General features: G+C 43.1%; 22 protein-coding genes. 5 read left to right on the top strand and 17 right to left on the bottom strand.

The genetic code is table 11. From position 1 onward, the window contains the following. Positions 1 to 84: 84 nt before the first annotated feature. The 3 genes from ABVF55_RS03305 to manA form a co-directional block, all read right to left on the bottom strand. A complete protein-coding gene (locus ABVF55_RS03305; RefSeq protein ID WP_049484013.1) occupies positions 85 to 1,929 on the bottom strand; it encodes an APC family permease in 1,845 nt (614 codons plus the stop codon). A gap of 376 nt (positions 1,930 to 2,305) precedes the next feature. After that, the gene (locus ABVF55_RS03300; protein ID WP_223141636.1) at positions 2,306 to 3,046 is read right to left on the bottom strand and encodes a MerR family transcriptional regulator; all 741 of its coding nucleotides are present in this window, start codon (positions 3,044 to 3,046) and stop codon (positions 2,306 to 2,308) included. A gap of 231 nt (positions 3,047 to 3,277) precedes the next feature. Beyond that, positions 3,278 to 4,222, bottom strand: coding sequence for a mannose-6-phosphate isomerase, class I (manA, locus tag ABVF55_RS03295; RefSeq protein WP_445285529.1), 945 nt, complete (start codon positions 4,220 to 4,222; stop codon positions 3,278 to 3,280). 115 nt (positions 4,223 to 4,337) lie between these two features. Between manA and queG the strand changes: the two genes are divergently transcribed. Then, on the top strand, positions 4,338 to 5,477 hold the full coding sequence (gene queG, locus ABVF55_RS03290) for a tRNA epoxyqueuosine(34) reductase QueG (protein WP_414360637.1): 1,140 nt from the start codon (positions 4,338 to 4,340) through the stop codon (positions 5,475 to 5,477). A gap of 21 nt (positions 5,478 to 5,498) precedes the next feature. Here queG and ABVF55_RS03285 read toward each other — a convergent pair whose 3' ends face one another. From ABVF55_RS03285 to ABVF55_RS03250, 8 genes are all read right to left on the bottom strand, one after another. Further along, entirely contained in the window at positions 5,499 to 6,125 is a 627-nt protein-coding gene (locus ABVF55_RS03285; protein WP_350007457.1) for a GNAT family N-acetyltransferase, read from the bottom strand. An 83-nt stretch (positions 6,126 to 6,208) separates the two neighbouring features. Continuing rightward, a complete protein-coding gene (locus ABVF55_RS03280) occupies positions 6,209 to 6,724 on the bottom strand; it encodes a phosphatase PAP2 family protein (RefSeq protein ID WP_414360634.1) in 516 nt (171 codons plus the stop codon). A gap of 406 nt (positions 6,725 to 7,130) precedes the next feature. Beyond that, positions 7,131 to 8,891: an ABC transporter ATP-binding protein gene (locus tag ABVF55_RS03275; RefSeq protein ID WP_414360631.1), complete on the bottom strand. Its 1,761-nt coding sequence runs from the start codon at positions 8,889 to 8,891 to the stop codon at positions 7,131 to 7,133. Beyond that, on the bottom strand, positions 8,884 to 10,686 hold the full coding sequence (locus ABVF55_RS03270) for an ABC transporter ATP-binding protein (protein WP_445285528.1): 1,803 nt from the start codon (positions 10,684 to 10,686) through the stop codon (positions 8,884 to 8,886). Before ABVF55_RS03270 ends, ABVF55_RS03275 begins: the two co-directional genes overlap by 8 nt. Beyond that, positions 10,683 to 11,129 (bottom strand): MarR family winged helix-turn-helix transcriptional regulator, encoded by a 447-nt coding sequence (locus ABVF55_RS03265; protein ID WP_298620032.1) that lies wholly within the window; start codon positions 11,127 to 11,129, stop codon positions 10,683 to 10,685. Before ABVF55_RS03265 ends, ABVF55_RS03270 begins: the two co-directional genes overlap by 4 nt. A 135-nt stretch (positions 11,130 to 11,264) precedes the next feature. Continuing rightward, a complete protein-coding gene (locus tag ABVF55_RS03260; RefSeq protein ID WP_320909775.1) occupies positions 11,265 to 11,675 on the bottom strand; it encodes a peptide deformylase in 411 nt (136 codons plus the stop codon). 247 nt (positions 11,676 to 11,922) lie between these two features. After that, positions 11,923 to 12,822, bottom strand: coding sequence for a fructokinase ScrK (gene scrK / locus ABVF55_RS03255; RefSeq protein ID WP_023918997.1), 900 nt, complete (start codon positions 12,820 to 12,822; stop codon positions 11,923 to 11,925). 158 nt (positions 12,823 to 12,980) lie between these two features. Further along, positions 12,981 to 14,900, bottom strand: coding sequence for a sucrose-specific PTS transporter subunit IIBC (locus ABVF55_RS03250; protein WP_003008594.1), 1,920 nt, complete (start codon positions 14,898 to 14,900; stop codon positions 12,981 to 12,983). Positions 14,901 to 15,277: 377 nt separating this feature from the next. Between ABVF55_RS03250 and ABVF55_RS03245 the strand changes: the two genes are divergently transcribed. Together ABVF55_RS03245 and ABVF55_RS03240 are read left to right on the top strand one after the other, a co-directional pair. Next, positions 15,278 to 16,732, top strand: a complete 1,455-nt coding sequence (locus ABVF55_RS03245) for a sucrose-6-phosphate hydrolase (protein ID WP_320909774.1) — start codon at positions 15,278 to 15,280, stop codon at positions 16,730 to 16,732. Next, positions 16,713 to 17,678 (top strand): LacI family DNA-binding transcriptional regulator, encoded by a 966-nt coding sequence (locus ABVF55_RS03240; protein ID WP_024055083.1) that lies wholly within the window; start codon positions 16,713 to 16,715, stop codon positions 17,676 to 17,678. The genes ABVF55_RS03245 and ABVF55_RS03240 overlap by 20 nt, the downstream gene beginning before the upstream one ends. A gap of 71 nt (positions 17,679 to 17,749) precedes the next feature. Here ABVF55_RS03240 and nusB read toward each other — a convergent pair whose 3' ends face one another. The 5 genes from nusB to uvrA form a co-directional block, all read right to left on the bottom strand. Next, positions 17,750 to 18,181, bottom strand: a complete 432-nt coding sequence (gene nusB, locus ABVF55_RS03235) for a transcription antitermination factor NusB (RefSeq protein WP_003008602.1) — start codon at positions 18,179 to 18,181, stop codon at positions 17,750 to 17,752. Beyond that, positions 18,174 to 18,563 carry an Asp23/Gls24 family envelope stress response protein gene (locus ABVF55_RS03230; protein ID WP_003005404.1) on the bottom strand — a complete coding sequence of 130 codons (390 nt, stop codon included), beginning with the start codon at positions 18,561 to 18,563 and terminating at the stop codon, positions 18,174 to 18,176. Before ABVF55_RS03230 ends, nusB begins: the two co-directional genes overlap by 8 nt. Before the next feature lie 36 nt (positions 18,564 to 18,599). Next, positions 18,600 to 19,160, bottom strand: coding sequence for an elongation factor P (efp, locus tag ABVF55_RS03225; RefSeq protein ID WP_003005479.1), 561 nt, complete (start codon positions 19,158 to 19,160; stop codon positions 18,600 to 18,602). A 290-nt stretch (positions 19,161 to 19,450) separates the two neighbouring features. Then, entirely contained in the window at positions 19,451 to 20,518 is a 1,068-nt protein-coding gene (locus ABVF55_RS03220) for a M24 family metallopeptidase (RefSeq protein ID WP_155126460.1), read from the bottom strand. Further along, positions 20,515 to 23,340 (bottom strand): excinuclease ABC subunit UvrA, encoded by a 2,826-nt coding sequence (uvrA, locus tag ABVF55_RS03215; RefSeq protein WP_445285527.1) that lies wholly within the window; start codon positions 23,338 to 23,340, stop codon positions 20,515 to 20,517. The genes ABVF55_RS03220 and uvrA overlap by 4 nt, the downstream gene beginning before the upstream one ends. A 121-nt stretch (positions 23,341 to 23,461) precedes the next feature. Between uvrA and ABVF55_RS03210 the strand changes: the two genes are divergently transcribed. Beyond that, positions 23,462 to 24,406 carry a magnesium transporter CorA family protein gene (locus ABVF55_RS03210; protein ID WP_129299821.1) on the top strand — a complete coding sequence of 315 codons (945 nt, stop codon included), beginning with the start codon at positions 23,462 to 23,464 and terminating at the stop codon, positions 24,404 to 24,406. A gap of 27 nt (positions 24,407 to 24,433) precedes the next feature. Beyond that, positions 24,434 to 25,111: a DUF1129 domain-containing protein gene (locus tag ABVF55_RS03205; protein WP_049482986.1), complete on the top strand. Its 678-nt coding sequence runs from the start codon at positions 24,434 to 24,436 to the stop codon at positions 25,109 to 25,111. A 34-nt stretch (positions 25,112 to 25,145) separates the two neighbouring features. On the opposite strand, the gene ABVF55_RS03200 is transcribed toward ABVF55_RS03205, so the two are convergent. Next, entirely contained in the window at positions 25,146 to 25,667 is a 522-nt protein-coding gene (locus tag ABVF55_RS03200; protein WP_049482988.1) for a GNAT family N-acetyltransferase, read from the bottom strand. Positions 25,668 to 25,807 lie beyond the last annotated feature (140 nt).

Here is a 25,807-nt window from a genome sequence, read left to right as displayed (position 1 = left end):
TACAAGACTTTCGAGTGGTTTTTTTCGTGTAAGAAAATCCAAAAAGATGCCTGCTCAAGCAGACATCTTTTCTATATACGGTGTTTATTCAGACAAATGGTAAGAATAGCTTGCCACAACCACTTCTTCATGCCAACGAAGTGCATACTTCAATTTCAAACTCATTTGGTTGTGGAGAATATTTTGCCAATGTTTTTTAGGAATAAATTGAGGGACTAAGACTGTAACGGTGTTGCCTTTTTCCTTGGCCTCCTCAGCTACTTTTGAGACAAATTCAACTGTTGGCTGGATAATATCCCGGTAACTCGTCATGACATTTTCAAAGCGAATATGAGGGAAATAATGCTTAAATTCTTCCGCCACTTCCGCATCTTTAACCTTGGTTTCTTCCGTTGAGACGTGCATAGCTATAACATCGTTTCCTAGGCTATTTGCATAACTCATAGCTCCCACACTTACCTGAGTGACATTCCCAACAAGGACAATCACGGTATTGCCCGCATAACTTGTCTTTTCAATCTTACCACCCAAGCGCAATTGAGCCGCAACTTTATCATAGTGATTACGGATACTCAAGAACATCCAAAGCAAGAGACCAATAATAGGGAAGAAGGGCCAGATCTCACGCAAACGGAATAATAAGAGGATCAAGACAATCCCATAACAGATGGCTGCCCCCAGGATATTGGCAAGCGAATACTTAAGAAATCCTTTTTGATATTGGCGTTTCCAGTGGATCACCATCCCTGTTTGAGAAAGGGCAAAAGGAATGAAGACCCCGATGGTATAAAGCGGAATCAAGCTTTCTGTTTGCCCATCAAAGATCAAGAGCAAAACGATGGCACCAATCGCCAAGGTCAAAATCCCATTAGAATAGCCCAGACGATCCCCTTTTTCCATATACATGTGTGGCATGTATTTATTTTTAGCCATGTTAAAGGCCAACATTGGAAAGGCTGAGAAACCGGTATTAGCCGCAACTGCCAAGATCAAGGCTGTTGATAATTGGAAGACGTAAAAGAAGGCTTGTCCGACTGGGGAATTCCCTAAGATGGCTTGGGCCATTTGGGCTAGAGTTGTTACCCCTTTTGCCGGAACGACACCCACCCAGTAATTGAGGAAGGTAATCCCTGCAAACATGATCCCCAAAATCAAAGCCATGATGGTCAAGGTAGAGGCTGCATTCTTTGCTTTTGGTTTCTTAAAGAAAGGAACCGAATTGGAGATGGCTTCAACCCCTGTTAGTGAAGCCGATCCACTCGTAAAGGCCCGCAATAAAAGAATGACACTAACCCCTGAAATGGTTTGACCCACATGAGCAGTTGCGTTATAGGCCAAGTGACCCGTCAAGATTTGGATCACACCATAGCCGATCAAGGCAATGGTACTGACAATGAACAGATAGACCGGAATCATCAAGGATGTCGCTGATTCGCGCAATCCCCTCAGGTTCATCAGCATCAAGAGCAAGACCAATAAAATGGAAATGTGAAGATTATAAGGATGAAGAGATGGAATCGCTGACGTGATGGCATCTGCACCGGAAGAAACAGATACTGCCACTGTCAGCATGTAGTCAACTAAGAGACTACCACCAGCGATCAAACCCGCTTTGGGAGACAAGTTCTCCGTAGTCACCATGTAGGCCCCTCCCCCTTGAGGGTAGGCATGAATGACCTGGCGATAAGAAATCGTTAAACTGGCTAGGAGAACCAGGACCACAATCCCAATCGGAATGGACCACCAAATGGCTCCCGCTGAAACGGTCATCAAGACCAGGATAACTTGCTCTGGACCGTAGGCGATAGAAGAAAGCGCGTCACTAGAGAGCATGGCCAAGGCCTGCATTTTCCCAAGCAATCCGCCTTCACCTTCTGCACCAGATTTCAACGGACGGCCAATAAACCATTTTTTCAATGTTGAAAACATAAAAAACTCCTTGAAAAAAGATCATGAGGCCGGGAATTCCCTGCCTCTTTTTCATAAAACAGGGGTTATTCTACTCCTTTTTTTCAAGACTGTCAACTAAAATTGTGAAATTTTCATAAAACTTTCATTGTGTTCATTCATCCAAGCTCTCTTAGATCAGCCAGCTTCTTTTCAAATTGATCCAAGCAAAAAACGAGGCTGGGACAAAAATCCTAGCCTCTCAATTATTTTTGGATTGTCGAGCAAGACGCAGTGGTCGAGTGGGCTCTACTACGCTGATTTCATCAGCTTATACAGGCCTACTCAACTGTGCGGAGGTGGGACGACGAAATCGAATTCTAACGAATGACCGATTTCTGTCCCACTCTCACTTTTTTTATTTTGCTTGATTTTCGACATAAAAGGCAATGACATCCGAAGTGTACTGGGCTGTGCCAGCTCCAAACTTGTCGATGTTTTCCTTGAATTCTGGATTATAGACATAGCCTTTGCCGATATGGCCAAAAACCTCTATAGAGCAGTCAAATCCATACGTTCGAATCGCGTCTAAAAGTTTGGCTGCTTGATCTTGGTTTTCCGATGCTGTTACTGGCAAACCAGCCTGGAGGTTTTTCGCCAAGACTTGGAAGACTTGATTAAAGGCTCTTGTCGCCTCCTCTTCTCGACCTTTTTGACGTTCAAGCGCTTGGTCCATGACTTCTTGACCGTACTTCTCTACCGCCTCTTGCTGGTATTTTTGAGTATCTTGGTAGCTAAATCCAGTAAATTTTTCCTCAATGGTCATTTTTCTTTCTCCTTTTTGTTCTTGAATGGTTTTTTGCAAGGTAGAAATCAAGGTATCCAGACGTTGTCTTTCTTGACTCAAATAGTCCAACTGTTTGGTCAAATGGGGCAATAAGTTAGATTTTTCTTCAGCTAAGAGTTCTGCTATTTGGTCTAAGGAAAACCCTAGATACTTGTAGTAGAGAATCACCTGTAATCGTTCTAAATCTTCTTGACTGTATGTCCGAAAGCCATTTTCAGATTTCACAGGGACGAGAAGTCCTATCTTGTCATAGTGGTGCAAGGTCTTGACAGAGACACCCGACAGCTCTGCAGCTTCTTTGATATGGTACATGATTTCCTCCTTATACTCAATGAAGATCAAAGAGCAAACTAGGAAGCTAGCCGCAGGCTGTACTTGAGTACGGCAAGGCGATGCTGACGTGGTTTGAATTTGATTTTCGAAGAGTATTACATGGATAGTATAATCCCTCCCCTTAGGTCAGAGTCAAGACTTAACATAAAAAAAGTTTTCAGATAAAAAGGCTTGAGTTGTTTCATAGCTTTTAACTCAAACCCCTTCTTTTTATGGATGACTTACGATCAATTCTAAACCTTGCCCTTCCAAAGTCCAGGATTCAACATCGCTCGGCAAGATAAAGTGGCTTCCTTTTTGAATAGGATAATCCTTTCCATCTACCGTCAATTTACCTTCTCCGGCTAAGACGCTCAATAAGCTGTAATCAGCGGTCTTTTCAAAATAAGCTTTTCCAGTCAGTTCCCACTTATAAACGGTGAAGAAATCACTGGCAACCAAGGTGGTCATACGAAGATCATCGATTACAACTGTATCTGGATGGCTATTGGCAGGCTCTCCAATGTTCAAGACATCAATTGATTTTTCCAAGTGAAGATCCCGCAAGTTTCCTTGAGCATCCTTGCGGTCAAAATCATAAACCCGGTAGGTGGTATCACTCGACTGTTGGGTTTCAAGGATCAATATTCCAGAACCAATGGCGTGCATGGTCCCGCTTGGCACATAGAAGAAATCTCCAGCCTTGACAGGAACCTTTGTCAGCAAGTCATCCCAGTTCTTGTCCTCAATTTGCTGACGGAGTTCTTCTTTTGACTTGGCATTGTGTCCATAGATAATCTCAGATCCTTCATCAGCCGCAATCACGTACCAACACTCAGTTTTTCCAAGTTCTCCTTCATGCTCCATTGCATAGGTATCATCCGGGTGCACCTGTACACTGAGCCAATCGTTGGCATCCAAAATCTTTGTTAATAAAGGAAAGACAGGCTCTTTACGATTACCGAATAATTCCCGATGCTCTTGATAGAGCTGGTCCAATCCCACTCCTTCGTATGGACTATTGGCTACTTTAGAAACTCCATGTGGATGGGCTGAAATGGCCCAAAATTCACCGACATGGTCGCTCGGAATTTCGTAACCAAATTCTTCTTTCAGACGAGTTCCTCCCCAAATTTTTTCCTGCATGACTGAATGTAAAAATAATGGTTGTCCCATAATATCCTCCTCGCATTTCATGTTTCTATTATACAAAAAAAAGAAAGCTTCTGAAAGCCCTTTCCATCATTTTCCTCTCTCGCCAGAAACTTTATTTTTGTGTATAATGAAAGGGATGACACTAAAAGAAAATATTATCCAACTGGCGCATTCTATTGGGATTTCAAAAATTGGATTTACAACTGCTGATGACTTCGCTTATTTGGAAAAATCGCTCCGCTTGGCCGTTGAGGAAGGACGGAATTCTGGATTCGAGCATAAGAATATTGAAGAGCGCATCCAACCCAAATTAAGTCTCTCCTCCGCCAAGACCATCATCTCAATCGCTGTCGCCTACCCCCACAAACTCAAGCAACAACCTCAAAAAACAGCCTATAAAAGAGGAAAATTTACCCCCAACAGCTGGGGGTTAGACTACCATTATGTTCTTCAAGACAAGCTCAACCGCTTAGCTGCTGGGATTGAAGAAATGACGCAGGATTTTGAATACAAGGGCATGGTCGATACTGGAGCATTGGTTGATACGGCTGTCGCCCAACGAGCAGGGATTGGCTTTATCGGAAAAAATGGCTTGGTCATTTCAAAAGAATACGGTTCTTACATGTTTCTGGGCGAATTGATTACCAACCTCGAAATCGAACCAGATCAGCCAGTCGACTATGGTTGTGGAGACTGTCGGCGTTGTTTAGATGCTTGCCCAACCTCCTGTTTAATCGGGGATGGCTCTATGAATGCCAAACGCTGTTTGTCCTTCCAAACCCAAGACAAGGGCATGATGGACCTAGAATTTCGCAAGAAAATTAAAACGGTCATCTATGGATGTGATATCTGTCAGATTAGCTGCCCTTATAACAAAGGGATAGATAATCCCTTGGCAACAGAAATCGATCCTGATCTGGCTCATCCAGAGTTGATTCCCTTTATAGAACTGTCCAACGGTCAATTTAAGGAAAAATTCGGGCATGTTGCTGGAAGTTGGCGAGGCAAGAACATCCTCCAGCGCAATGCTATCATTGCATTAGCCAATGCCAATGACCGCTCGGCCATCCCTAAGCTCCTGAACATCATCGAAACTTCACAAAATCAGATCCATATTGCAACGGCTATCTGGTCTTTAGGGCAACTGCTCCGTGAAGTCACGCCGGACCTTGTTGAGCTCTTACGGAATATCAAACATCCGACCGATGCTATCATAGAAGAACGAACTGCTTTCTTTGAAAAATTCGGTGTTCAAGCAGATTCACAGCTACTATGAAAAAACACTAAGGTTGTAACCTTAGTGTTTTTTTAGTTCTTTCAAGAAATACCAACTACCCATCTCTACTTGGTTAAAGCTAATCTCACTTGAATAGACTTCCTTGTAACCATTTTTCGTGTAAAAATAGACATTTCCTTTGGTATTGGTATAAAAGGCTAGTTTTTTTCCTTGGATCTCTTCCAAGAAAGGCTCAATTCCTTCTGTCATAAAGCGACTGCCATAGCCCTGCCGTTGGTGTTTAGGGGCGACTGCAAGAAGCATCAAATACCAATCAAAATCTACATTTTGCTCCAATTCTTTATCCGTGTCCTCCATAAATTTAAAGTAGGACAACATATTCTTCAAGGAAATAAACTTGAGCAAACCGAATCCCCCATTTAAGAGATAGGCCCGAAAAGGAATCGGTCCCTTTTGCAACAAGGCTACCGCATAAATTTCATCGTTTTTTTCTGCCACAAGGCAAATATGGTGCTTGAGAAAAACCTTCACCAAGATGCGCATCATTGCCTCAACAAAGGCAGGATACTGCTTGGGATCACGCACCAAATCTTTGATAACTTTTAAAAATAGATAGTCCTCAAAGGCTGTACTGGCTACTCGAACCACCTGATCCAGATCTGCTTTTTCTGCTTTTCTGTACTTCATCTTCTCTCCTATTCTAAGTCCACTTTCCAGTATACACTATCCCTCGCTCTTAGACAAAGGTCAATTTTTAGGAATTTGTTCATTCAAGCCAGCAAAAAGAGTCCTCCCCAGACGAGTCCCAATCCCCAAGCGACGAGGACATCCTTGGGATAATGAACTCCTCCAAGAACTCGGACAAGGGCTAATAGAAGAGATAGGAGCATGGAGCACATTCCAAGCGGAAGCGACAACTGGCAGACACACATCGAGATAATGGTCGCCGAAAAAACATGTCGGCTAGGAAAGGAATGACCGGATGAATTTTTTTCTAATAATGGTTGAATCTCCCATTTTTCATAAGGTCTTGGAACATTGACCCAATGACGAAAGAGGCTAAACAAGACAAAACCCGAAGCAGGGATCCAGATAAAAGGCCAGATTCCTCCCATTGAAGTTTTCTTAAAAAACAGCCAACAAAAGACCAGGCCGTAGATGCCTGGCATCACGAAAGTCAGGATTCGATTCATCCTTTGAAGGACCTGCACACGATGTGGCTTTCTCATAAAAGGCAGGGTTAGCCAACGATAAAATTTCGGATAATCTCGAAGATTGGGCTTCATGTTGGCACTCCTGTCTATCATCTCATTTTTGTACTACTAGTATACGCGATCCTAAGAAAGCCTGTCAAGCCAGGCTTCTTTTTTATCCTTTCTTTCTTCTTTTTCACATGATTTAGTACTAAAATCTGATGATTTATCATTTTTCTGTCTCCAAGAAACGTCTTTTCCATTACTATTATCGATAAAAAAATGAGGCTGGGACAAAAGTCCTAGCCTCTTAATTGTTTTTGGATTGTCGAACAAGACGCAGTGGTTGAGTGGGCTCTACTACGCTGATTTCATCAGCTTTTACAGCCCTACTCAACTGTGCGGAGGTGGGACGACGAAATCGAATTCTAACGAATTACCGATTTCTATCCCACTCTCATTTTTTCACTTTGTATGTTACGCCCTTTGTATCTTATTTTTACGCTACTTCTTCTGTAAATTGGCTATTATAGAGATCAGCATAGAATCCATTTTGGCTCATGAGTTCTTGGTGGTTGCCTTGCTCGATAATATTTCCATCTTTCATCACGAGAATCAGATCCGCATTGCGGATAGTGGACAAGCGATGGGCGATGACAAAGGAGGTCCGGCCTTCCATGAGTTTGTCCATAGCTTTTTGAATCAACTCTTCTGTACGGGTATCGACAGATGAGGTTGCTTCATCCAAGATGAGGAGCGGGGCATCCTTCAAGAGGGCACGCGCAATGGTCAAGAGTTGCTTTTGACCGACGGACAAGGTGACAGAATCATCTAGCACGGTGTCATAACCATTCGGCAAGGTCCGAATAAAGTGATGGACCCCAACCGCTCGGGTTGCCGCTTCGACCGCTTCATCTGAAATATCGGTTTGATTGAAGACCAGGTTTTCCCGAATAGTCCCTTCAAAGAGCCAGGTATCTTGTAAGACCATCGAAAAGGCATCATGAACTTCTTCACGGCTCATGGCCTTAGTATCCACACCATCGATGGTAATTTTACCAGCTTGAATGTCGTAAAAGCGCATCAAGAGATTGACCATGGTGGTCTTACCAGCACCTGTTGGACCAACAATAGCGACCTTTTCTCCTGGCTTCGCTTCAGCTGTAAAGTCATGGATAATAGTCTTATCTGGTGAATAACCAAAGCGAATATGCTCAAAGGTGACGTGACCTTTTGGCGCTTCCAATTGACGTGTTTTTTGGGATTCATCTTCCATTTCTTCTTCGTCCAAGAATTCAAAGACACGCCTCATAGCAGCACTAGCTGATTGTAATTGGGTAATTCCTTGGGCCATTTGACCAATTGGTTGGGTAAAGATACGGACATAGGTCATAAAGGCCACAATGGTCCCAATGGTAATATCTCCATTAATGGTGAGGGCAGCCCCTACGATACAGACCATGACATAACCAAAATTCCCTACAAACTGCATCAAGGGCATCATAATCCCAGAGAAGAATTGGGATTTCCACATGCTTTGATACAAATCTTGGTTGATGGCATCAAAATGATCTTTGGCTTGATGACGGCCATTGTAGGAAATAACAACATTATGTCCACTATAGATTTCTTCAACATAGCCTGAAACTTTGGCAAGATTATCTTGTTGCTGTTTAAACAAAGGCTGACTCTTGACCATAATGATGCTAGAAAGAGCAAAGCCACCAAAAACAGAAAGGATGGCGGTCAAAGCTAAATGCCAGTCCGTCTTAAACATCATAAAGATGGAGCCGATCAATAAGACGACAGAGGAGACCATTTGAACCAAACTTTGGTTAAAGGATTGAGTCATCAAATCCACGTCATTGGTCACACGAGACAAGGTATCTCCTTGTTCATGGCTATCAAAATATTGGAGAGGTACACGATTGATCTTTTCAGCGATGGCATTGCGCAAGCGTTCTGCGAAGCGCTGAATCATCGTTGAGATAATGAAACTACTGCTGTAGGACACCAGTGCTCCAACTCCATAAAGGATAGCCAAGGTTAGGGCAATCGAAGTGATTTTGTCAATATCAATGGCGCCTCCCATCCCTTTTGTGATGGTATCCGTGATTTCTTTTAATTTATCCGGTCCAATAACCGTGATAATACTCGATACGATCGAAAAGAGGATAGCAACTAGGAAAAATAGGTGGAAGCCCTTCAAATAGGGAGAAAGTTGTCTCCAAAGGGACGATTCTTGTTTTGTTTTATGCATGTTCCAACTCCTCCTTAGACAATTGTGAATAGGCAATTTCTTGATAGACTTCATTGGTCGCAAGCAATTCTTTGTGGGTGCCTTGACCGACGACCTTCCCTTGATCCAAAACCAAAATCAAATCTGCATCCATAATGGTCGAAATGCGTTGGGCAACGATCAATTTGGTCGTATCTGCCAGCTCTTCTTTCAGAGCTTGGCGCAAGATACGATCCGTTTTGTAATCTAGGGCTGAGAAGGAATCATCAAAGATGAGGATCTCGGGCTTGCGTGCCAGGGCACGCGCAATGGCCAAACGTTGACGTTGACCTCCAGAGAAGTTGCTTCCTCCTTGCGCTACTTCTGTATCCAAGCCCTTCTCTTTTGTGGCAACAAACTCTTTGGCTTGGGCCAATTCAAGAGCTTTCCAGATGGCTTCATCCTCTAATTTTCCTTGGCTACTTTCTCCAAATTCCATATTGGAGCGAATCGTGCCACTAAAGAGCACTGCTTTTTGGGGAATGTAGCCGACTTTATTGTTCAATTCTTGGTGGCTATAGTCCTTGACATTGACGCCATCCACTAAGATCTTTCCTTCTGTCGCATCGTAAAAACGTGGAATTAAATTGACCAGAGTGGATTTACCAGAACCAGTTGATCCAATGAAGGCAACAGTTTGTCCTTTCTGAGCTGAGAAGGTCACATGTTCAATCACCGCACGGGAAGTCCGTCCATAGCGGAAGGAAACATCTTGAAATTCTACTGTACCTGCTTGGCCTGTTGTTTCTTTTGACTCACTTGGGAAGGCTACAGACGGTTCAAGAGCCAAGACCTGATTAATCCGTTTTGCGGATACTAGTGCACGAGGAAGAATAATCAAGATGGCCACCATCATCATAAAGCCAACGACAACCTGCATGGCGTAAGAAGAAAAGGTGATCATATCTGAGAAGACCTTGGTCCGATCCGCTAATGCAGGACTGGTGAAGATCTTTGTAGGATCTTTTGGCATGGCGATATCATTGATCAAGTGCGCCCCAATCCAGTAGATAGCAAGGGTCAAGCCACTTGATACCACTGTCATGACAGGGTTCATCAGAGACATCAAACGATAAACAAAGAGATTTAGACGGGTTAAGCCCTTGTTTTCAGCCTGGAATTTCTCATTTTGATACGCTTCCGCATTGTAGGCGCGAACGACCCGCACCCCAGTCAAACTCTCCCGTGTCGTCGCATTCAAGGCATCGGTCAAACCTTGAACCTTTTGCTGGCGTGGAAAGGCAATCAGAACCAGAACAGAAAGCAGAATCAAGACCATCAAGACCGCAATCCCAACAGAAGTTGTCCAGGCACTGCTCTTGCCCCAAATCTTGGTCAAGGCCCAAATCGCCATAATAGGCCCACGCGTCACGACCTGCATCCCCATGACAATCATGATTTGTAACTGGGTCAAATCATTGGTCGTCCGAGTCAAGAGAGAGGGAACGGAGAATTTCTTGATCTCTGCATCAGAGTAATCCATCACCTGGTGGAAAATCTCTCCTCGAAGCCGCGTCGTAAAGCTGGCAGCGACTCGTGAAGCCAAAAAGCCCACAAGAACTGCCATCAAAAAGCTTCCAAAAGAGAAGAGCAACATCTTACTCCCTGGCTCCATGATATCAGAAACCTTGGTCCCCTCCTTAGCTAAGAGGGTCGTAATATCGGACAAGTATTCCGGGGTCTTTAAATCCATCCAAACTGCCAGACAGATAAAGACCGTACTAAGGGCAATCACGCCCCATTCTTTGGCGGTTAAGCGCCGAAATATATTGATCATTCCTCGCTCCTTTTTTTCATATTCTCATAAAATTGATGCATAACCTTGAAAAAGATAGCCAATTCTTCTTCTGATACACCCGCTACTAGACTCCGTTCTACCTCTTCAAAGAATTGCTTCATGTCATTCAAATTGGCTTTCACACTGTCTGTTAGGTAGACATACTTGGCCCGTTTATCGGTCGGACTAGCCTCTAAATAAATAAACCCATTTTTCTCCATTCGCTTGATCAGATTACTGGTCACGGATTTTGTGATATGAAGTTCCTGTTCAACATCCCGAATTAAGGTCACTTTTCCCTCCTTTTCACGATGAGATAAGAATCTCAATACCTGACCTTGTGGTCCTGCGCTAAATTCAAACCCTCTCTTCTTGGCCTCTCTTTCCACCATGAGGTGAATGAGATGGCCAATTTTTTTTAATTCTTGTAATGGCTTTTCCATCATTCCTCCAAATAGTTCTCATAAGAACCTTAAAGTTACTATGAGAACTATTTTAGCACAAAAAAGATCCCTGTCAAGAAAAAAGTTTCTATAAGAACTAAAAAAATGGAGCCCAATCGACTCCATTAATGACTTCTAGATAATAATGCCTTCTAGATGATCCATTTCGTGCTGACAGATCTGGGCCGGAAAGCCTGACAAATGAATTGTTTTTGCATTCCAATTCACATCTCGATAGGTCACTGTAATCTCCTCATAACGGGTGGTCGGCCGACTCCCTACCAAGGACAAGCATCCTTCCTCTGTTTGGTAAGGTTTTTTCTTTTCAAGGAGAACAGGATTAAACAGGACCAAATTTTCACTTCCTATTCGGATGATAATCGCCCGTTTTTTCACCCCGATCATATTAGCCGCTAAACCAACACACTCAAGGAGATGAGCATTTAAGGTGTCCTGCAAATCCAAAGCCAAGGTGCGATCCTCAGGTGTCGCTTCTTCTGACTTTTGACCCAAGAATAAGACATCCTTTACAATATTCTTTTTCATTCCTTCCTCACTTCTTGATAGATAGACGAAAGAAGAGAGTGGGACAGAAATCGGTAATTCGTTAGAATTCGATTTCGTCGTCCCACCTCCGCACAGTTGAGTAGGGCTGTAAAAGCTGATGAAATCAGCATAGTAGAGCCCACTCAACCACTGCGTCTTGCTCGACAATCCAAAAATAATTGAGAGGCTAGGACTTTTGTCCCAGCCTCCTCGCTCTTGTTTCTAACCTCTAAGAGACAATTGCTTCTTATTTTTTAAGCTTTTCGCTCACTTCTTTTGCAAGGACAAAGTTCCCCAAGGTCGCTGAACCATTGCCGGCAACTGCAGGTGTCACAATATAATCTCTCACATCTGGTACAGGGAGGTAACCGTTCAAGAGGGCAGTAAATTTCGTGCGAACACGATCTAACATATGTTGTTGAGCCATTACTCCCCCTCCAAAGACAACGACGTCTGGGCGGAAGGTAACTGTCGCATTCACTGCTGCTTGTGCGATGTAGTAGGCTTGAATATCCCATACATTGCTGTTGAGTTCAATGTTTTCCCCACGAATACCCGTACGAGCTTCGAGACTAGGACCAGCCGCAAGACCTTCCAAACAGCCATTGTGGAAAGGACAAACACCCTTGAATTCTTTTTCCACATCCATTGGGTGTTGAGCCACATAGTAGTGCCCCATTTCTGGGTGTCCAGCTCCCCCGATAAACTCGCCACGTTGGATGACACCAGCTCCGATTCCTGTTCCGATTGTATAGTAAACCAAGTTTTCGATATGGCCACCCGCGTTATTGCGTGCGACTACTTCTCCATAGGCAGAACTATTTACATCTGTTGTGAAATAGATAGGTACATTCAAGGCACGACGGAAAGCCCCAACGATATCTACATTGGCCCAATTTGGTTTTGGAGTCGTTGTGATGAAACCATAAGTGTTTGAATTTGGATCGATATCAATTGGTCCAAATGATCCAATCGCAAGCCCAACTAGATCCTCAAATTTTGAGAAAAATTCAATACACTTATCAATCGTCTCAATTGGCTTGGTTGTTGGAAATTGTACTTTTTCCACAACATTATAGTTTTCATCACCAACTGCACAAACAAATTTTGTACCGCCAGCTTCCAAACTTCCATATAATTTTGTCATGTTGGCTCCTTTTTTATTATGAAAAATATCCTGTATTTATTATAGCATATTTTGTAGTCAATCTTTTTCTCTTCTCTAAAGAAAAAACACACTTTTTTTGAGAAATAAAATTCAAGGACTGGAGATGATAGACCAGTCCTTGAGAACTTATTTTTCGATTAAGCTTTGACTTCGATGATCGCATCACCCTTCGCAACAGATCCAGTTGCAACAGGTGTGACAGAAGCATAGTCAGCTGTGTTAGTGACGATCACCATAGTTGTGTCTTCAAGACCAGCTGCGGCAATTTTCGCTGCATCAAATGTACCAAGGACATCACCAGCTTTCACTTTATCACCTTGAGCTACTTTTTGATCAAATCCTTCACCGTTCATTGATACGGTATCAATCCCAACGTGGATCAAGATTTCAGCACCATTAGCGGTCTTCAAACCGTAAGCGTGACCAGTTGCAAAAGCAATGGTTACTTCAGCATCAGCTGGTGCATAGACAACGCCTTCAGTTGGTTTGATGGCAATTCCTTGTCCCATCGCTCCACTTGAGAAGACAGGATCATTCACATCAGACAAAGCAACAGCTTGACCAACGATCGGAGAGATAATGGTTTCGTCTTGAAGAGATGCTGGAAGAGCTCCAGTTGTTTCTTCTTCAATAATAGCTTCTGCTTCTTTGTCCTCTGCAGGAACTGATGAAGCTTCATCTTCATAACCAAACATATAAGTCAAACCGAAACTTAGGGCAGTTGTAAATACAACCATAAATACATATTTCAATAATTGACCGTTTAGATAGAGAAGCGTTCCTGGAATAATTGTAATACCAAATCCTGTACCAGCAAGATTTAACATAGATGCAATCCAACCACCTACTGCACCTGCTCCCAAAGCAATAACGAATGGTTTCACATAACGCAAGTTTACACCAAAGATTGCAGGCTCAGTAATACCTAACAAGGCAGAGATAGTTGCAGGAAATGCTAGAGCTTTCACTTTTTGAGATTTAGATTTCACTGCCACTGCTAAAGTAGCTCCAGCTTGTGCAGTCATAGCCGCTGTAATAATTGCATTAAATGGATCTTTTTTATCTGCAGTAATTAATTGTGATTCAAGAAGATTAAAGATATGATGGACGCCGGTAACGACAATCAACTGATGAACGCCACCAATAAGAAGACCTGCAAGACCAAATGGTAAATTCAAAATAAACTTAGTTACATTTAGTACATATTCTTCGATACTGTGGAAGAATGGACCAATAATAAACAAAGCGAGGAATGACATGATTGTCAATGTGAATAATGGAACCAATAACAAATCTAAGACATCTGGAATTTTCTTATGGAGCCACTTTTCAAGTTTCGCACCAATTAGACCAACGAAGAAAGCGGGAAGAACTGAGTTCTGGAATCCAACCACATGATGGAAGATACCAAAGTATGTTGCTGCTTTAGAAGGATCTTCCGCTACAACCCACGCATTTGGAAGTGTCGGACTAACCATCATCAAACCAATTACAATCCCAAGAACAGGATTTCCTCCGAATACTCGGAATGCAGACCATGAAATCAAGGCTGGGAAGAAGGCAAACGCGGTATCAGTTAAAATTGTTGAATAGGTATAAAAATCAGTAGATTTAAATGCATCTGCTGTTGTGCCAAACAAAGCCAAAACCTGGTCTTGAGCAATGGCACCACGAATCCCCATAAACAATCCAGTCGCAACAATTGCTGGTAGAATTGGAACAAAAACGTCTCCAAAGGTACGGATCGCGCGTTGGAACCAGTTTCCTTGTTTAGCGGCTTCTGCTTTCATTTCATCTTTTGATGATGTTGGTAAGCCAAGAGCTACTACTTCATCATAGATCTTGTTTACAGTACCAGTACCAAAGATGATTTGGTATTGACCTGAGTTAAAGAAAGCACCTTGTACTTTTTCAATGTTCTCAACAACATCTTTGTTGATTTTTGATTCATCTTTTACCATCACGCGAAGACGAGTCGCACAGTGAGCAACACTGCTAACGTTCTCAACCCCACCGATTGCATCGATGACCTGCTTTGCAATTTCTGTATTTGACATTTTGCAAAAATCTCCTTATTTTTTGTAATGTAAACGGTTAAATCGTTTCTACGTTTTTAATTGTACCACGTATTGAAAATATGTCAAGCGTTTTGCAGGATTTTTTTGAAACTTTTTTGGACTTTTTGACACCTTTTGACAGTATGAAACTATTTTCATTTTAAAACAGGCCTGTACTACGCTTTTTAGCACTTTAAATCAGACTTTTATTTTCATTTTCTTTCATATTTTCATAAATTTTCAACTTCTCCTCTTTTCTTCAGGCTGCAAAATAGCTGTCAATCGTTTGACATTTTTTGCCATTTTTTTCATTTATTGCTTGCATTTTTAATAGGAAATCGTTACTATGGAAGTAAGAAAAAATTCGGAGGAATAAAATGGAATGGACAACTGAACGTCGTTACAGACGTTACGAAGACTGGACAACAGAGGAAAAGCAAGCCATCCAAGAAAACATGGCGAAATCTCCTTGGCATACACACTATCATGTTGAGCCAAAAGCAGGTCTCTTAAATGATCCTAACGGTTTTTCCTACTTTGATGGGAAATGGATCTTGTTTTACCAAAATTTTCCATTTGGAGCAGCTCATGGATTGAAATCATGGGTACAAACAGAAAGCGAAGACTTGGTTCATTTCAAAGAAACTGGTGTAACGCTTCTTCCAGACACAGATCTGGATAGTCATGGAGCTTATTCCGGATCAGCCATGCAGTTTGGTGACAAACTATTCCTATTCTACACCGGAAATGTTCGTGATGCAGAATGGGTTCGTCATCCATACCAAGTCGGTGCTTTGATGAACAAGGACGGAAAGATTGAAAAAATTGACAAAATCTTGATTGATCAACCGGCTGACTCTACGGATCACTTCCGTGACCCACAGATTTTTAATTTCAAGGGTCAATTCTACGCTATCGTTGGCGGTCAAGACCTTGAGAAGAAAGGATTCATCCGTCTCTATAAGGCTGTAGATAACGACTATACCAACTGGGTTGCAATCGGTGACTTGGATTTTGCAAACGATCGGACAGCTTATATGATGGAATGTCCTAACCTAGTCTTTGTTGGAGGCCAACCCGTTCTCCTCTACTGTCCTCAAGGCTTAGATAAATCCGTTCTCGATTATGACAATATCTATCCAAATATGTACAAGATCGGGGCAAGCTTTGACCCAGAAAAGGCCAAAATGGTCGATGTATCTGAATTGCATAATCTCGACTATGGTTTTGAAGCCTATGCCACTCAAGGATTTAATGCTCCCGATGGACGTGCCTATGCTGTTAGCTGGCTAGGTCTTCCAGACGTTTCTTATCCAACGGATTCCTATGACTACCAAGGAGCTCTCTCACTGGTCAAAGAATTAACCATCAAAGATGGCAAACTCTACCAATACCCAGTTGAAGCGATCAAGGACTTGAGCGCTGAGAGTGAGGCATTTGCCAACAAGGCACAAACCAAGAACTGCTATGAATTGGAATTGCAGTTTGAAAAGGATAGCCAGAACGAAATCGTCCTCTTTGCAGATGCAGAAGGAAAGGGCTTAACTCTCACATTTGATCTGGCTAAAGGATTGGTCACAGTCGATCGAAGCCAGGCTGGTGAGCAATATGCCCAAGAATTCGGTGCGAGCCGTAGCTGCACAATCGCTAACCAAGCAACAACCGCTAATATTTTCATTGACAATTCGATTTTTGAAATCTTTATCAATAAAGGAGAAAAAGTATTTTCTGGTCGGGTCTACCCACATGCAGATCAAAATGGAATCTTGATCAAGTCTGGAACCCCTACTGGAACATACTACGAACTTGATTATGGTCGCAAAGCTAACTGATGTCGCCAAACTCGCCGGTGTCAGCCCTACTACTGTCTCACGGGTTATCAATAAAAAAGGATACCTGTCTGAAAAAACGATCCAAAAAGTCCAAGAAGCCATGCGAGAATTGGGCTATAAACCTAACAATGTTGCTCGTAGCCTCCAAGGAAAATCAGCCAAGTTAGTCGGCTTGATCTTTCCCAACATCAGTAATGTTTTCTATGCTGAATTAATCGACAAACTAGAGCACCAACTCTTCAAACACGGCTATAAAACCATCATCTGCAATAGTGAACACGACTCCGAAAAAGAGCGCGAATACATTGAGATGTTGGAGGCCAACCAGGTAGATGGCATCATTTCAGGAAGCCATAATTTGGGCATTGAAGATTACAACCGGGTAACTGCTCCTATCATTGCTTTTGACCGCAACCTCTCCCCAGAAATTCCGGTTGTCTCTTCAGACAACTACGCTGGCGGGGTGCTTGCAGCAGAAACTTTAGTAAAAACCGGAGCCCGAAAGATTATCATGATCACAGGTAATGACAACTCTAACTCCCCAACTGGCTTGCGTCATGCGGGATTTGCATCAGTTCTACCTGAGTCCATGATCATTAATGTTTCCAGTGATTTCTCCCCTATTCGCAAAGAAATGGAAATCAAACAGATTTTAACCCACCACAAACCAGATGCCATTTTTGCCTCCGATGATTTGACGGCGATCTTGATCATGAAAGTCGCTAGAGAATTAGATATTCAGATTCCTCAGGATTTGAAAGTGATTGGTTATGATGGAACCCAGTTCATCGAGACCTATACACCTGAACTGACAACCATCCAACAACCCCTCGAAGACATTGCTATCCTCATGGTGGATCTTTTACTCCAAAAGATAGAAGGAAAAAAAGTAGCAACTACCGGTTATTTCTTGCCCGTTAGTCTCCACTCTGGAAAAAGTGTCTAAAAGCAATATCCCCTCAGTAGAAACTGTGGGGATATTTTTTACCAAAAAAAGAGCCAGTAGGCTCTTTTTACTTATTCTTCTGTCACAAATTGACTGAGGACACCGTTGACAAATCGTGAAGAGGTTTCATCTGAAAAGGCCTTGGCCAATTCCACCGCTTCATTGACTGCGACGATCTGTGGTGTATCAAACTCTGTCATTTCATAAATTCCCAGACGAAGGATGTTTTTCTCTACCAAGGTCAAGCGCTCAACAGTCCAGCCGGTTTTCAAATGTTGACCGATTTGTTGGTCTAGTTGATCTTTTGACTGATAGACACCCGTCACGAGATTCATGAGAAAGGCAGGAAGATCGACTTCTTTGTCTTCTGCTAGGTCCTTGTCATGTAGATAAGCAAAGCGACAAGCTTCAACAATGTCTCCATCGTATTCCAAGGCCATCAAGGCTTGGAAGGCGCGCTCACGCAAATCTCGACGTGATTCTAATAAAATTTCATCAGTCATTGAGGAAGTCCTCATTAAACAAGTCTTTCAAGTCTGGTTTTGGAGATTTTTCCGTTGCAATACCAACAACGTGAATGTTGACAGCATCCAAGGTTACATCTGCCATATCATAAACTGCAGACTTAACCGCTTTTTGAATGGCTACAGCGACAGATGGTACAGCCACTCCATATTCTAAATAGAGATAGATGTCTACTGAAACTTGACCATCTTCTTCTGTATGAAGGTAAACGCCACGTCCAAGTGAGCGTTTGGATAAGCTATCTGAAACACTCTTGTTTTCAAGCGAATAGACACCCTCTACTTTTGCTGTCGCAATCGCAATAATTTTTTCTAATACACGTGGTGCAATAACGATGTCACCAAATTGTTCAGTTGCCATAGAAGTTCCTTTCTATTTGACACCCTGAGATGTCTCTTATGCACGAGAAACGTAAGTTCCTTCAGTAGTGTTAATGACCAATTTTTGTCCAGCTTCGATGAAGTCAGGAACGTTTACGACCAAACCAGTTTCCATTGTAGCAGGTTTACCAGAACCAGTCACTGTAGCACCTTTGATAGATGGTTGAGTTTCTGCAACAGTCAATTCAACAGTTGTAGGTACTGTTACACCGATGACTTCGCTTCCGTAGAATTGAATTTTTACTTCTGAGTTTTCAAGGATGTAAAGCAATTCTTGTTCTACATTCACAACTGGAATTTCATATTGGTCATATGTTTCAGTGTTCATGAAGTAGGCTGTATCATCCATTTTGTACAAGTATTGAGCTGGAACAGTTTCGATAATCGCTTGTTCAAATTTTTCTTCTGGACGGTAGCTTGTATCAAATGTTGAACCAGTACGGACATCACGCAATTTCATACGCATGATAGTGTTTCCTTTACCTGGTTTGTGGTGGCTAGCTTCCAAAACGCGGATCAATTTTCCGTCAGCTGTTTCAAAAGTCATACCAGCTTTCAATTTACTTGCTTCGATCATGTTTTATTACCTCTTTTTTAAAAATAGATTACTCTTTATTGTAACACACTATTTGATTTTTCTCAAACAGCAATCTTCTCTTTTTGAGAAGAAAGGATTGCTATGGACCGCCCCTGATCCATCCAGATCCAAATTCCCCTTTGCTTCTTTCGTGTTTTGTTATTGTAGTTCCTATACCAAAATGGATAGGGCTCCAAATAAGATGTCTGGGAGAAGAATTACTCTACAATTCATTTCATAGTCTTCTCTTCACATCTCTGTCTAAACAGAAGTTAAGAAAAACGTATATTTTATAGGACAATCAATTCTTTAGGAGCAAGGGTCAAGACTTCACAGCCTGTTTCTGTGATCAAGAGGTCATCTTCGATCCGCACACCAGAGAGACCTTCGATATAAATACCTGGCTCATCTGTTAAGACCATCCCTGCTTGAATCGCTTCTTTAGACGTTTGGCTGAAGTATGGCTCTTCGTGGATATCTAGCCCAATTCCATGACCGATTCCATGAGTAAAGTATTGACCATAGCCGGCTCTTTCGATCACATCACGTGGAATTTTATCAAAATCACGGAAGCCAAGTCCATCTTTAGCCGCATCAATCAAGGCTTGATTGGCTTTCAAAACGGTTTCGTAAATTTCTCTTTCCTTGTCGCTGACATGTCCTGCATAGATAGTCCGTGTCATATCGCTGACATAGTGGTTATACAAGCAACCAAAATCAAGGGTCAAGGCATCTCCTGCTGAAATGACCCGATCACTTGGAGTCGCATGAGGCATGGCAGAGCGTTCACCAGCTGCTGAAATAATATCAAAAGATACACCAGAAGCTCCCAACTCCCGCATTCTAAAATCAAGGAAAGTTGCTGCTTCCAACTCTGTCGTTTTCCCTACCTTGATATAGTCTAAAATATCATGGAAGGCTTGGTCAGAGATGCTACAAGCTTTTTTAATGGCCGCAATCTCAGTTTCATCTTTAATCAAGCGCAATTCCATGACAAAGTTCGCTAGGGATTGAAGGCTAATGCCACTGAAAACAGAAGCCATGCGGGCATGGTAGGCCACCGTCACTTCGTCCTCAAAACCAAGTTCTTTGATGCCAAGATCCTTTACGATCTCTGCAGCTCCAGTCAACTCATCGCGGGTTTCCACAATCTCTACAAAGGGGAAACAAGTCGCATGGGCATGAATGGTGTAGCGCGAATCTGTAAAGAGGACCACGCGTTCTTCTGTCACCAAAGCAGTCCCGTTTGAACCCCAGAAATTGGTCAAGTAATAAACATTTTTCAAATTGTTAATCAATACCGCTTTGAGGTTTTGGGCTTTCATTTTGTTTCTTAAGTTGCTGATCCGTTGATTCATTGTAATTTTCCTTTCAAATATTGTCCTGTGTAGCTAGCAGGATTTGCTGCTACTTCTTCTGGTGTTCCGGTCGCAATAATGGTTCCTCCACCGACACCACCTTCTGGTCCTAAATCGATGATATGGTCTGCTGTCTTAATGACATCCAAATTGTGCTCAATCACAAGGACTGTATTGCCATCATCCACAAATCGCTCTAAGACTTTGATCAAGCGAGAAATGTCTTCGGTATGGAGTCCGGTCGTAGGTTCATCCAAGATATAGAAGGATTTGCCTGTAGAGCGCTTGTGCAATTCAGAAGCCAACTTCATCCGTTGCGCCTCCCCACCTGAAAGGGTGGTCGCTGGTTGCCCCAGCGTTACATAGCCCAAGCCCACATCTTGGATGGTCTTGAGTTTGCGTTCAATTTTTGGAATGTGCTTGAAGAATTCAACTGCCTTGTTGACCGTCATATCCAGCACTTCAGCAATATTTTTTTCCTTGTAGTGGACTTCAAGGGTCTCACTATTGTAACGACGTCCATGGCAGACCTCACAAGGAACGAAGACATCTGGCAAGAAGTGCATTTCAATCTTGATGATCCCATCTCCTGAGCAGGCTTCACAACGCCCACCCTTGACATTGAAACTAAAGCGGCCTTTTTTATAGCCACGAATTTTGGCTTCATTGGTCTGAGCAAAGAGATCGCGAATATCATCAAAGACGCCTGTATAGGTCGCTGGATTGGAACGAGGAGTCCGACCAATCGGGCTTTGATCAATGTCGATCAAGCGATCGATATGCTCAATCCCCTGAATCGTCTTGTATTTCCCTGGTTTTTCCGAATTACGGTTGAGCTTTTGAGCGATGGCTTTTTTCAAGATGCCATTGATCAAGGTCGATTTTCCAGAACCGGAAACTCCAGTGACTGCAATGAATTTGCCCAGAGGAAAGCGTGCAGTGATGTCTTGTAAGTTGTTCTCACTGGCCCCTGTAATTTCAATATAGCGACCATTTCCTGAACGGCGCTCTGTTGGAACCGGAATCTTGCGTTTGCCGGACAAGTACTGGCCAGTGATGGATTTGCTGTTGCGAGCCACCTGCTTAGGAGTTCCAGCCGCAACGATCTCTCCCCCAAAAACACCGGCACCTGGGCCGACATCGATCAGGTAGTCTGCCTCTCTCATGGTATCCTCATCATGTTCGACGACGATCAAGGTGTTGCCTAAATCGCGCATCTTCTTGAGACTGGCAATCAAGCGGTCATTGTCCCTTTGATGGAGGCCGATAGACGGCTCATCCAAGATGTAAAGGACACCAGAGAGGTTGGAACCAATCTGGGTTGCCAAGCGAATGCGCTGGCTTTCTCCACCTGACAAGGTCCCAGCCGATCGTGACAAGGTCAAGTAATTGAGCCCCACATTGTTTAAGAAGGTCAAGCGATCCTTAATCTCTTTTAGGATCGGTCTTGCAATCGTAGCTTCATTGTCTGTTAAGACCAACTGATCCACAGCTTTTAAGTGGTCCGCAATTGATAGATCTGACACTTCCCCGATATGCATCCCCTTTTCTCCTCCGACATGAACAGAAAGAGCCTGGTCATTGAGACGGTAGCCATGGCAGGTCGCACAGGTCAATTCGTTCATATAAGAGCGCATTTGGTTGCGAGTGAAATCACTATTGGTCTCACGGAAACGACGGTGAATATTGTTTACGACCCCTTCAAAAGGAATCTCGATATCTCGAACTCCACCAAACTCATTTTCATAGTGGAAGTGGAATTCCTTCCCGTTTGACCCATAGAGAACCAAGTCCTTTTCTTCTTGAGAAAGATCGGAAAAAGGTCGGTCCATATCAACGCCAAAATGGATCATGGCCTGCTCCAACATCTGTGGATAGTAGTTGGAAGAGATCGGATTCCAAGGAGCAAGTGCTCCTTCGCGAAGGGTTAAGCGATCATCTGGCACCACCAAATCCAAGTCCACCTCTAGCTTAATGCCCAGCCCATCACAGTCTGGACAAGATCCGAAAGGTGCATTGAAAGAAAAGAGGCGGGGCTCTAATTCAGGAACGGTAAAGCCACAGACTGGACAAGCATAATGCTCAGAAAAGAGTAGCTCTTTGCCATCCATGGTATCAATCACCACATAACCATCCGCAATCCGAAGAGCTGCTTCAATCGAATCAAAGAGCCGCGAGCGAATGCCCTCTTTGATCACGATTCGGTCCACAACCACTTCAATCGTGTGTTGCTTGCTTTTAGACAGTTCTGGAACCTCTGTCACATCATAGATCTCACCATCGACCCGCACCCGGACATAGCCGTCTTTTTGCACCTTTTCAATGATATTCTTGTGCTGGCCTTTTTTCTTGCGAATAATGGGAGCTAGAATTTGCAGGCGTTGGCGCTCTGGTAATTCCAAGACTTGATCGACAATTTGCTCAACCGAAGAAGCTGTAATCGCTCCATGCCCATTGATACAATAAGGCGTCCCTACACGCGCATAGAGCAAGCGCAGGTAGTCATTGATCTCTGTTGCCGTCCCCACTGTAGAACGGGGGTTTTTACTGGTCGTTTTTTGGTCGATGGAAATGGCTGGACTCAAGCCGTCAATGGAATCCACATCTGGTTTTTCCATATTTCCCAAGAACTGACGGGCATAGGCCGATAAGCTCTCCACGTAGCGGCGCTGACCTTCTGCATAAAGGGTATCAAAGGCCAGACTGGACTTTCCAGAACCAGACAACCCCGTCACCACGACTAATTTGTCCCGTGGAATTTCCACGTCTATATTTTTTAAATTATGGGCGCGTGCCCCATGAATGACAATTTTATCTTGCATGTTCTTACTCTAATCACCTTTTTGTTAACCTCCATTATAACAAATTTTTTAGTATTCTTTTATCCAAAACCGTCCTTTTTCTGATATAATGTTAAGGTGTAAAAAAACAAGGGGAGGCACCATGAAACAGGTCTTTTTATCGACAACGACTGAATTTAAAGAAATAGAGACACTGGAACCCGGTAGCTGGATCAACCTTGTTAACCCTTCTCAAAGTGAATCGATGGAAATCGCCTCTGCTTTTAATATCGATATTGCCGACTTACGGGCACCACTCGATGCGGAAGAAATGTCCCGTATGACCATCGAAGATGAATATACTTTGATCATCGTAGACGTTCCCATTAAGGAAGAGCGGAACAATCAGACCTACTACGTGACCATTCCGCTAGGGATTATCCTGACAGAAGAGGCTATTATCACGACTTGCTTGGAGAAATTGCCACTTCTCGATATCTTTATCAACCGACGCTTGCGGAATTTCTATACCTTTATGCGGTCGCGCTTTATCTTTCAGATCCTCTATCGCAACGCTGAACTGTACTTGTCTGCACTTCGTACCTTGGATCGCAAAAGCGAACAGATTGAAACCCAATTGCACAAATCAACGCGTAATGAAGAGCTGATTGAGTTGATGGAGTTGGAAAAAACCATCGTCTACTTTAAGGCCTCTCTGAAAACCAATGAGCGCGTGATCAAGAAATTGACCAGTGCTACTAGTAACATCAAGAAATACCTAGAAGACGAGGATCTGTTGGAAGATACCTTGATCGAAACCCAGCAGGCCATCGAGATGGCAGATATTTATGGAAATATCCTGCACTCCATGACCGATACCTTCGCATCGATCATCTCCAACAACCAGAACAACATCATGAAGACCCTGGCCCTCGTTACCATTGTCATGTCCATTCCGACCATGATCTTTTCGGCCTACGGGATGAACTTCAAGGACAATGAGCTTCCGCTCAATGGCGAACCTCATGCCTTCTGGCTGATTATTTTCATCGCCTTTGCCCTGACCGGGTCTCTCGTCGTCTACCTCATCCATAAAAAATGGTTCTAACCAAACTTGTACATCAAAGGAGTAACTATGTCTCACACCGACCTTCATCAACTTAGTAAGAAAAATCTAGAATTTATCCGGATCGCCAAACACCAATTGCTTGAAAACGGAAAGACAGAGGAAGAAGCAGAAAGCCTCATCCAAGAAATTCTTCCAGCTATCCATGAAAACCAAGGGAAAGGAATTCCGGCACGGACCCTTTTTGGAGCTCCAACTGTATGGGCGAACTCTTTCAGCGAGAAAGAGCGCTATGAAAAAGAGCATCCGAAATTAAACGATGCTCCCTCTCTCATGATTTTGGATTCCTTCCTCTTTATCTTTGGTGTTTTTGCTGCGATTAGCGCCTTTATGAACTTGGTTGCACCACGTCGTACTGGCTATGGGTTGATCACCTTGATTCTTGGAAGTTTGACAGGGGCCCTGCTCTTGTACCTTATGTACTACTTCTTCTATCAGTATATGGATGGTACCAAAGATCGTAGCGAACGTCCTTCTCTTTGGAAATCTATGCCGATTCTTGTCGGAGTCATGTTCCTTTGGGTCATTGTCTTGTCCTTTACTTCCTTACTCCCACAGGTTCTCAACCCAACTATTCCAGATGTTTTTGCCATCGTTTTAGGTGCTTTAGCACTTGTCCTTCGTTTCTACCTCAAGAAACGCTTTAATATTAAAAGCTCGAGCACAGCACCCGCAACTCGACGCTAAAAAGAAACGGATGAAGTTTTCATCCGTTTTTGTTTTACTGTATTTCCCTGTTCAATCTTTTTGAAAAATAGAGGACTAAGTCATCATTGTTTTCACAAGAACTGTAAGGGGCCAAGGGGTGATCACTAAACCAAACCCCAGATCCATCTGGGATATAGCCCCGTTTGACATACAGTCTTTGAGCTGGGCCATAACCCGAGTGTAAACCAACCCCTAAAGTAACAATCTCTGATAGTAGCCGGACTCTTTTTTCCGCCTCTTCTAAAAGTTGATTCCCAATTCCTCGATTTCTAAACGGCTCAAAAACATTAAAATCAGATAGTTCAGGATAGACTCCCACGAAAGGGCCGTGCTTGGCAACAGGCAATATAGTGATATAACCTGCCACAAATCCATCCGACTCAGCTACTAATACGTCCCTCTCTCTATTCTCCTGTTCCTGAAAATAGCTAGTCAGGATATCCTCTCTACCTGGCCACCCTTGGTGGATAAAGGCTTTAGAGATGTGCTCAATATCTGCCTTTATCATCCTCCTGATGATTACACCTTCCTTCATGTTGCGCTCCTTGATACCTTTTTCTTCATCATTATAGCATAATTAGAGCTTGAGAAAGGTCAAAGAGCTTCACACGGACCTAACTCACTACCACATTTCTATGCTCGCAAAAAAAGATCCAAAGGGTCTGAAAAAGAGGT

The sequence above is a fragment of the Streptococcus sp. KHUD_012 genome, from assembly GCF_052588255.1.
The sequence above is the reverse complement of the archived record's forward strand: the minus strand, read 5'-3'. Positions and strand labels throughout refer to the sequence as shown.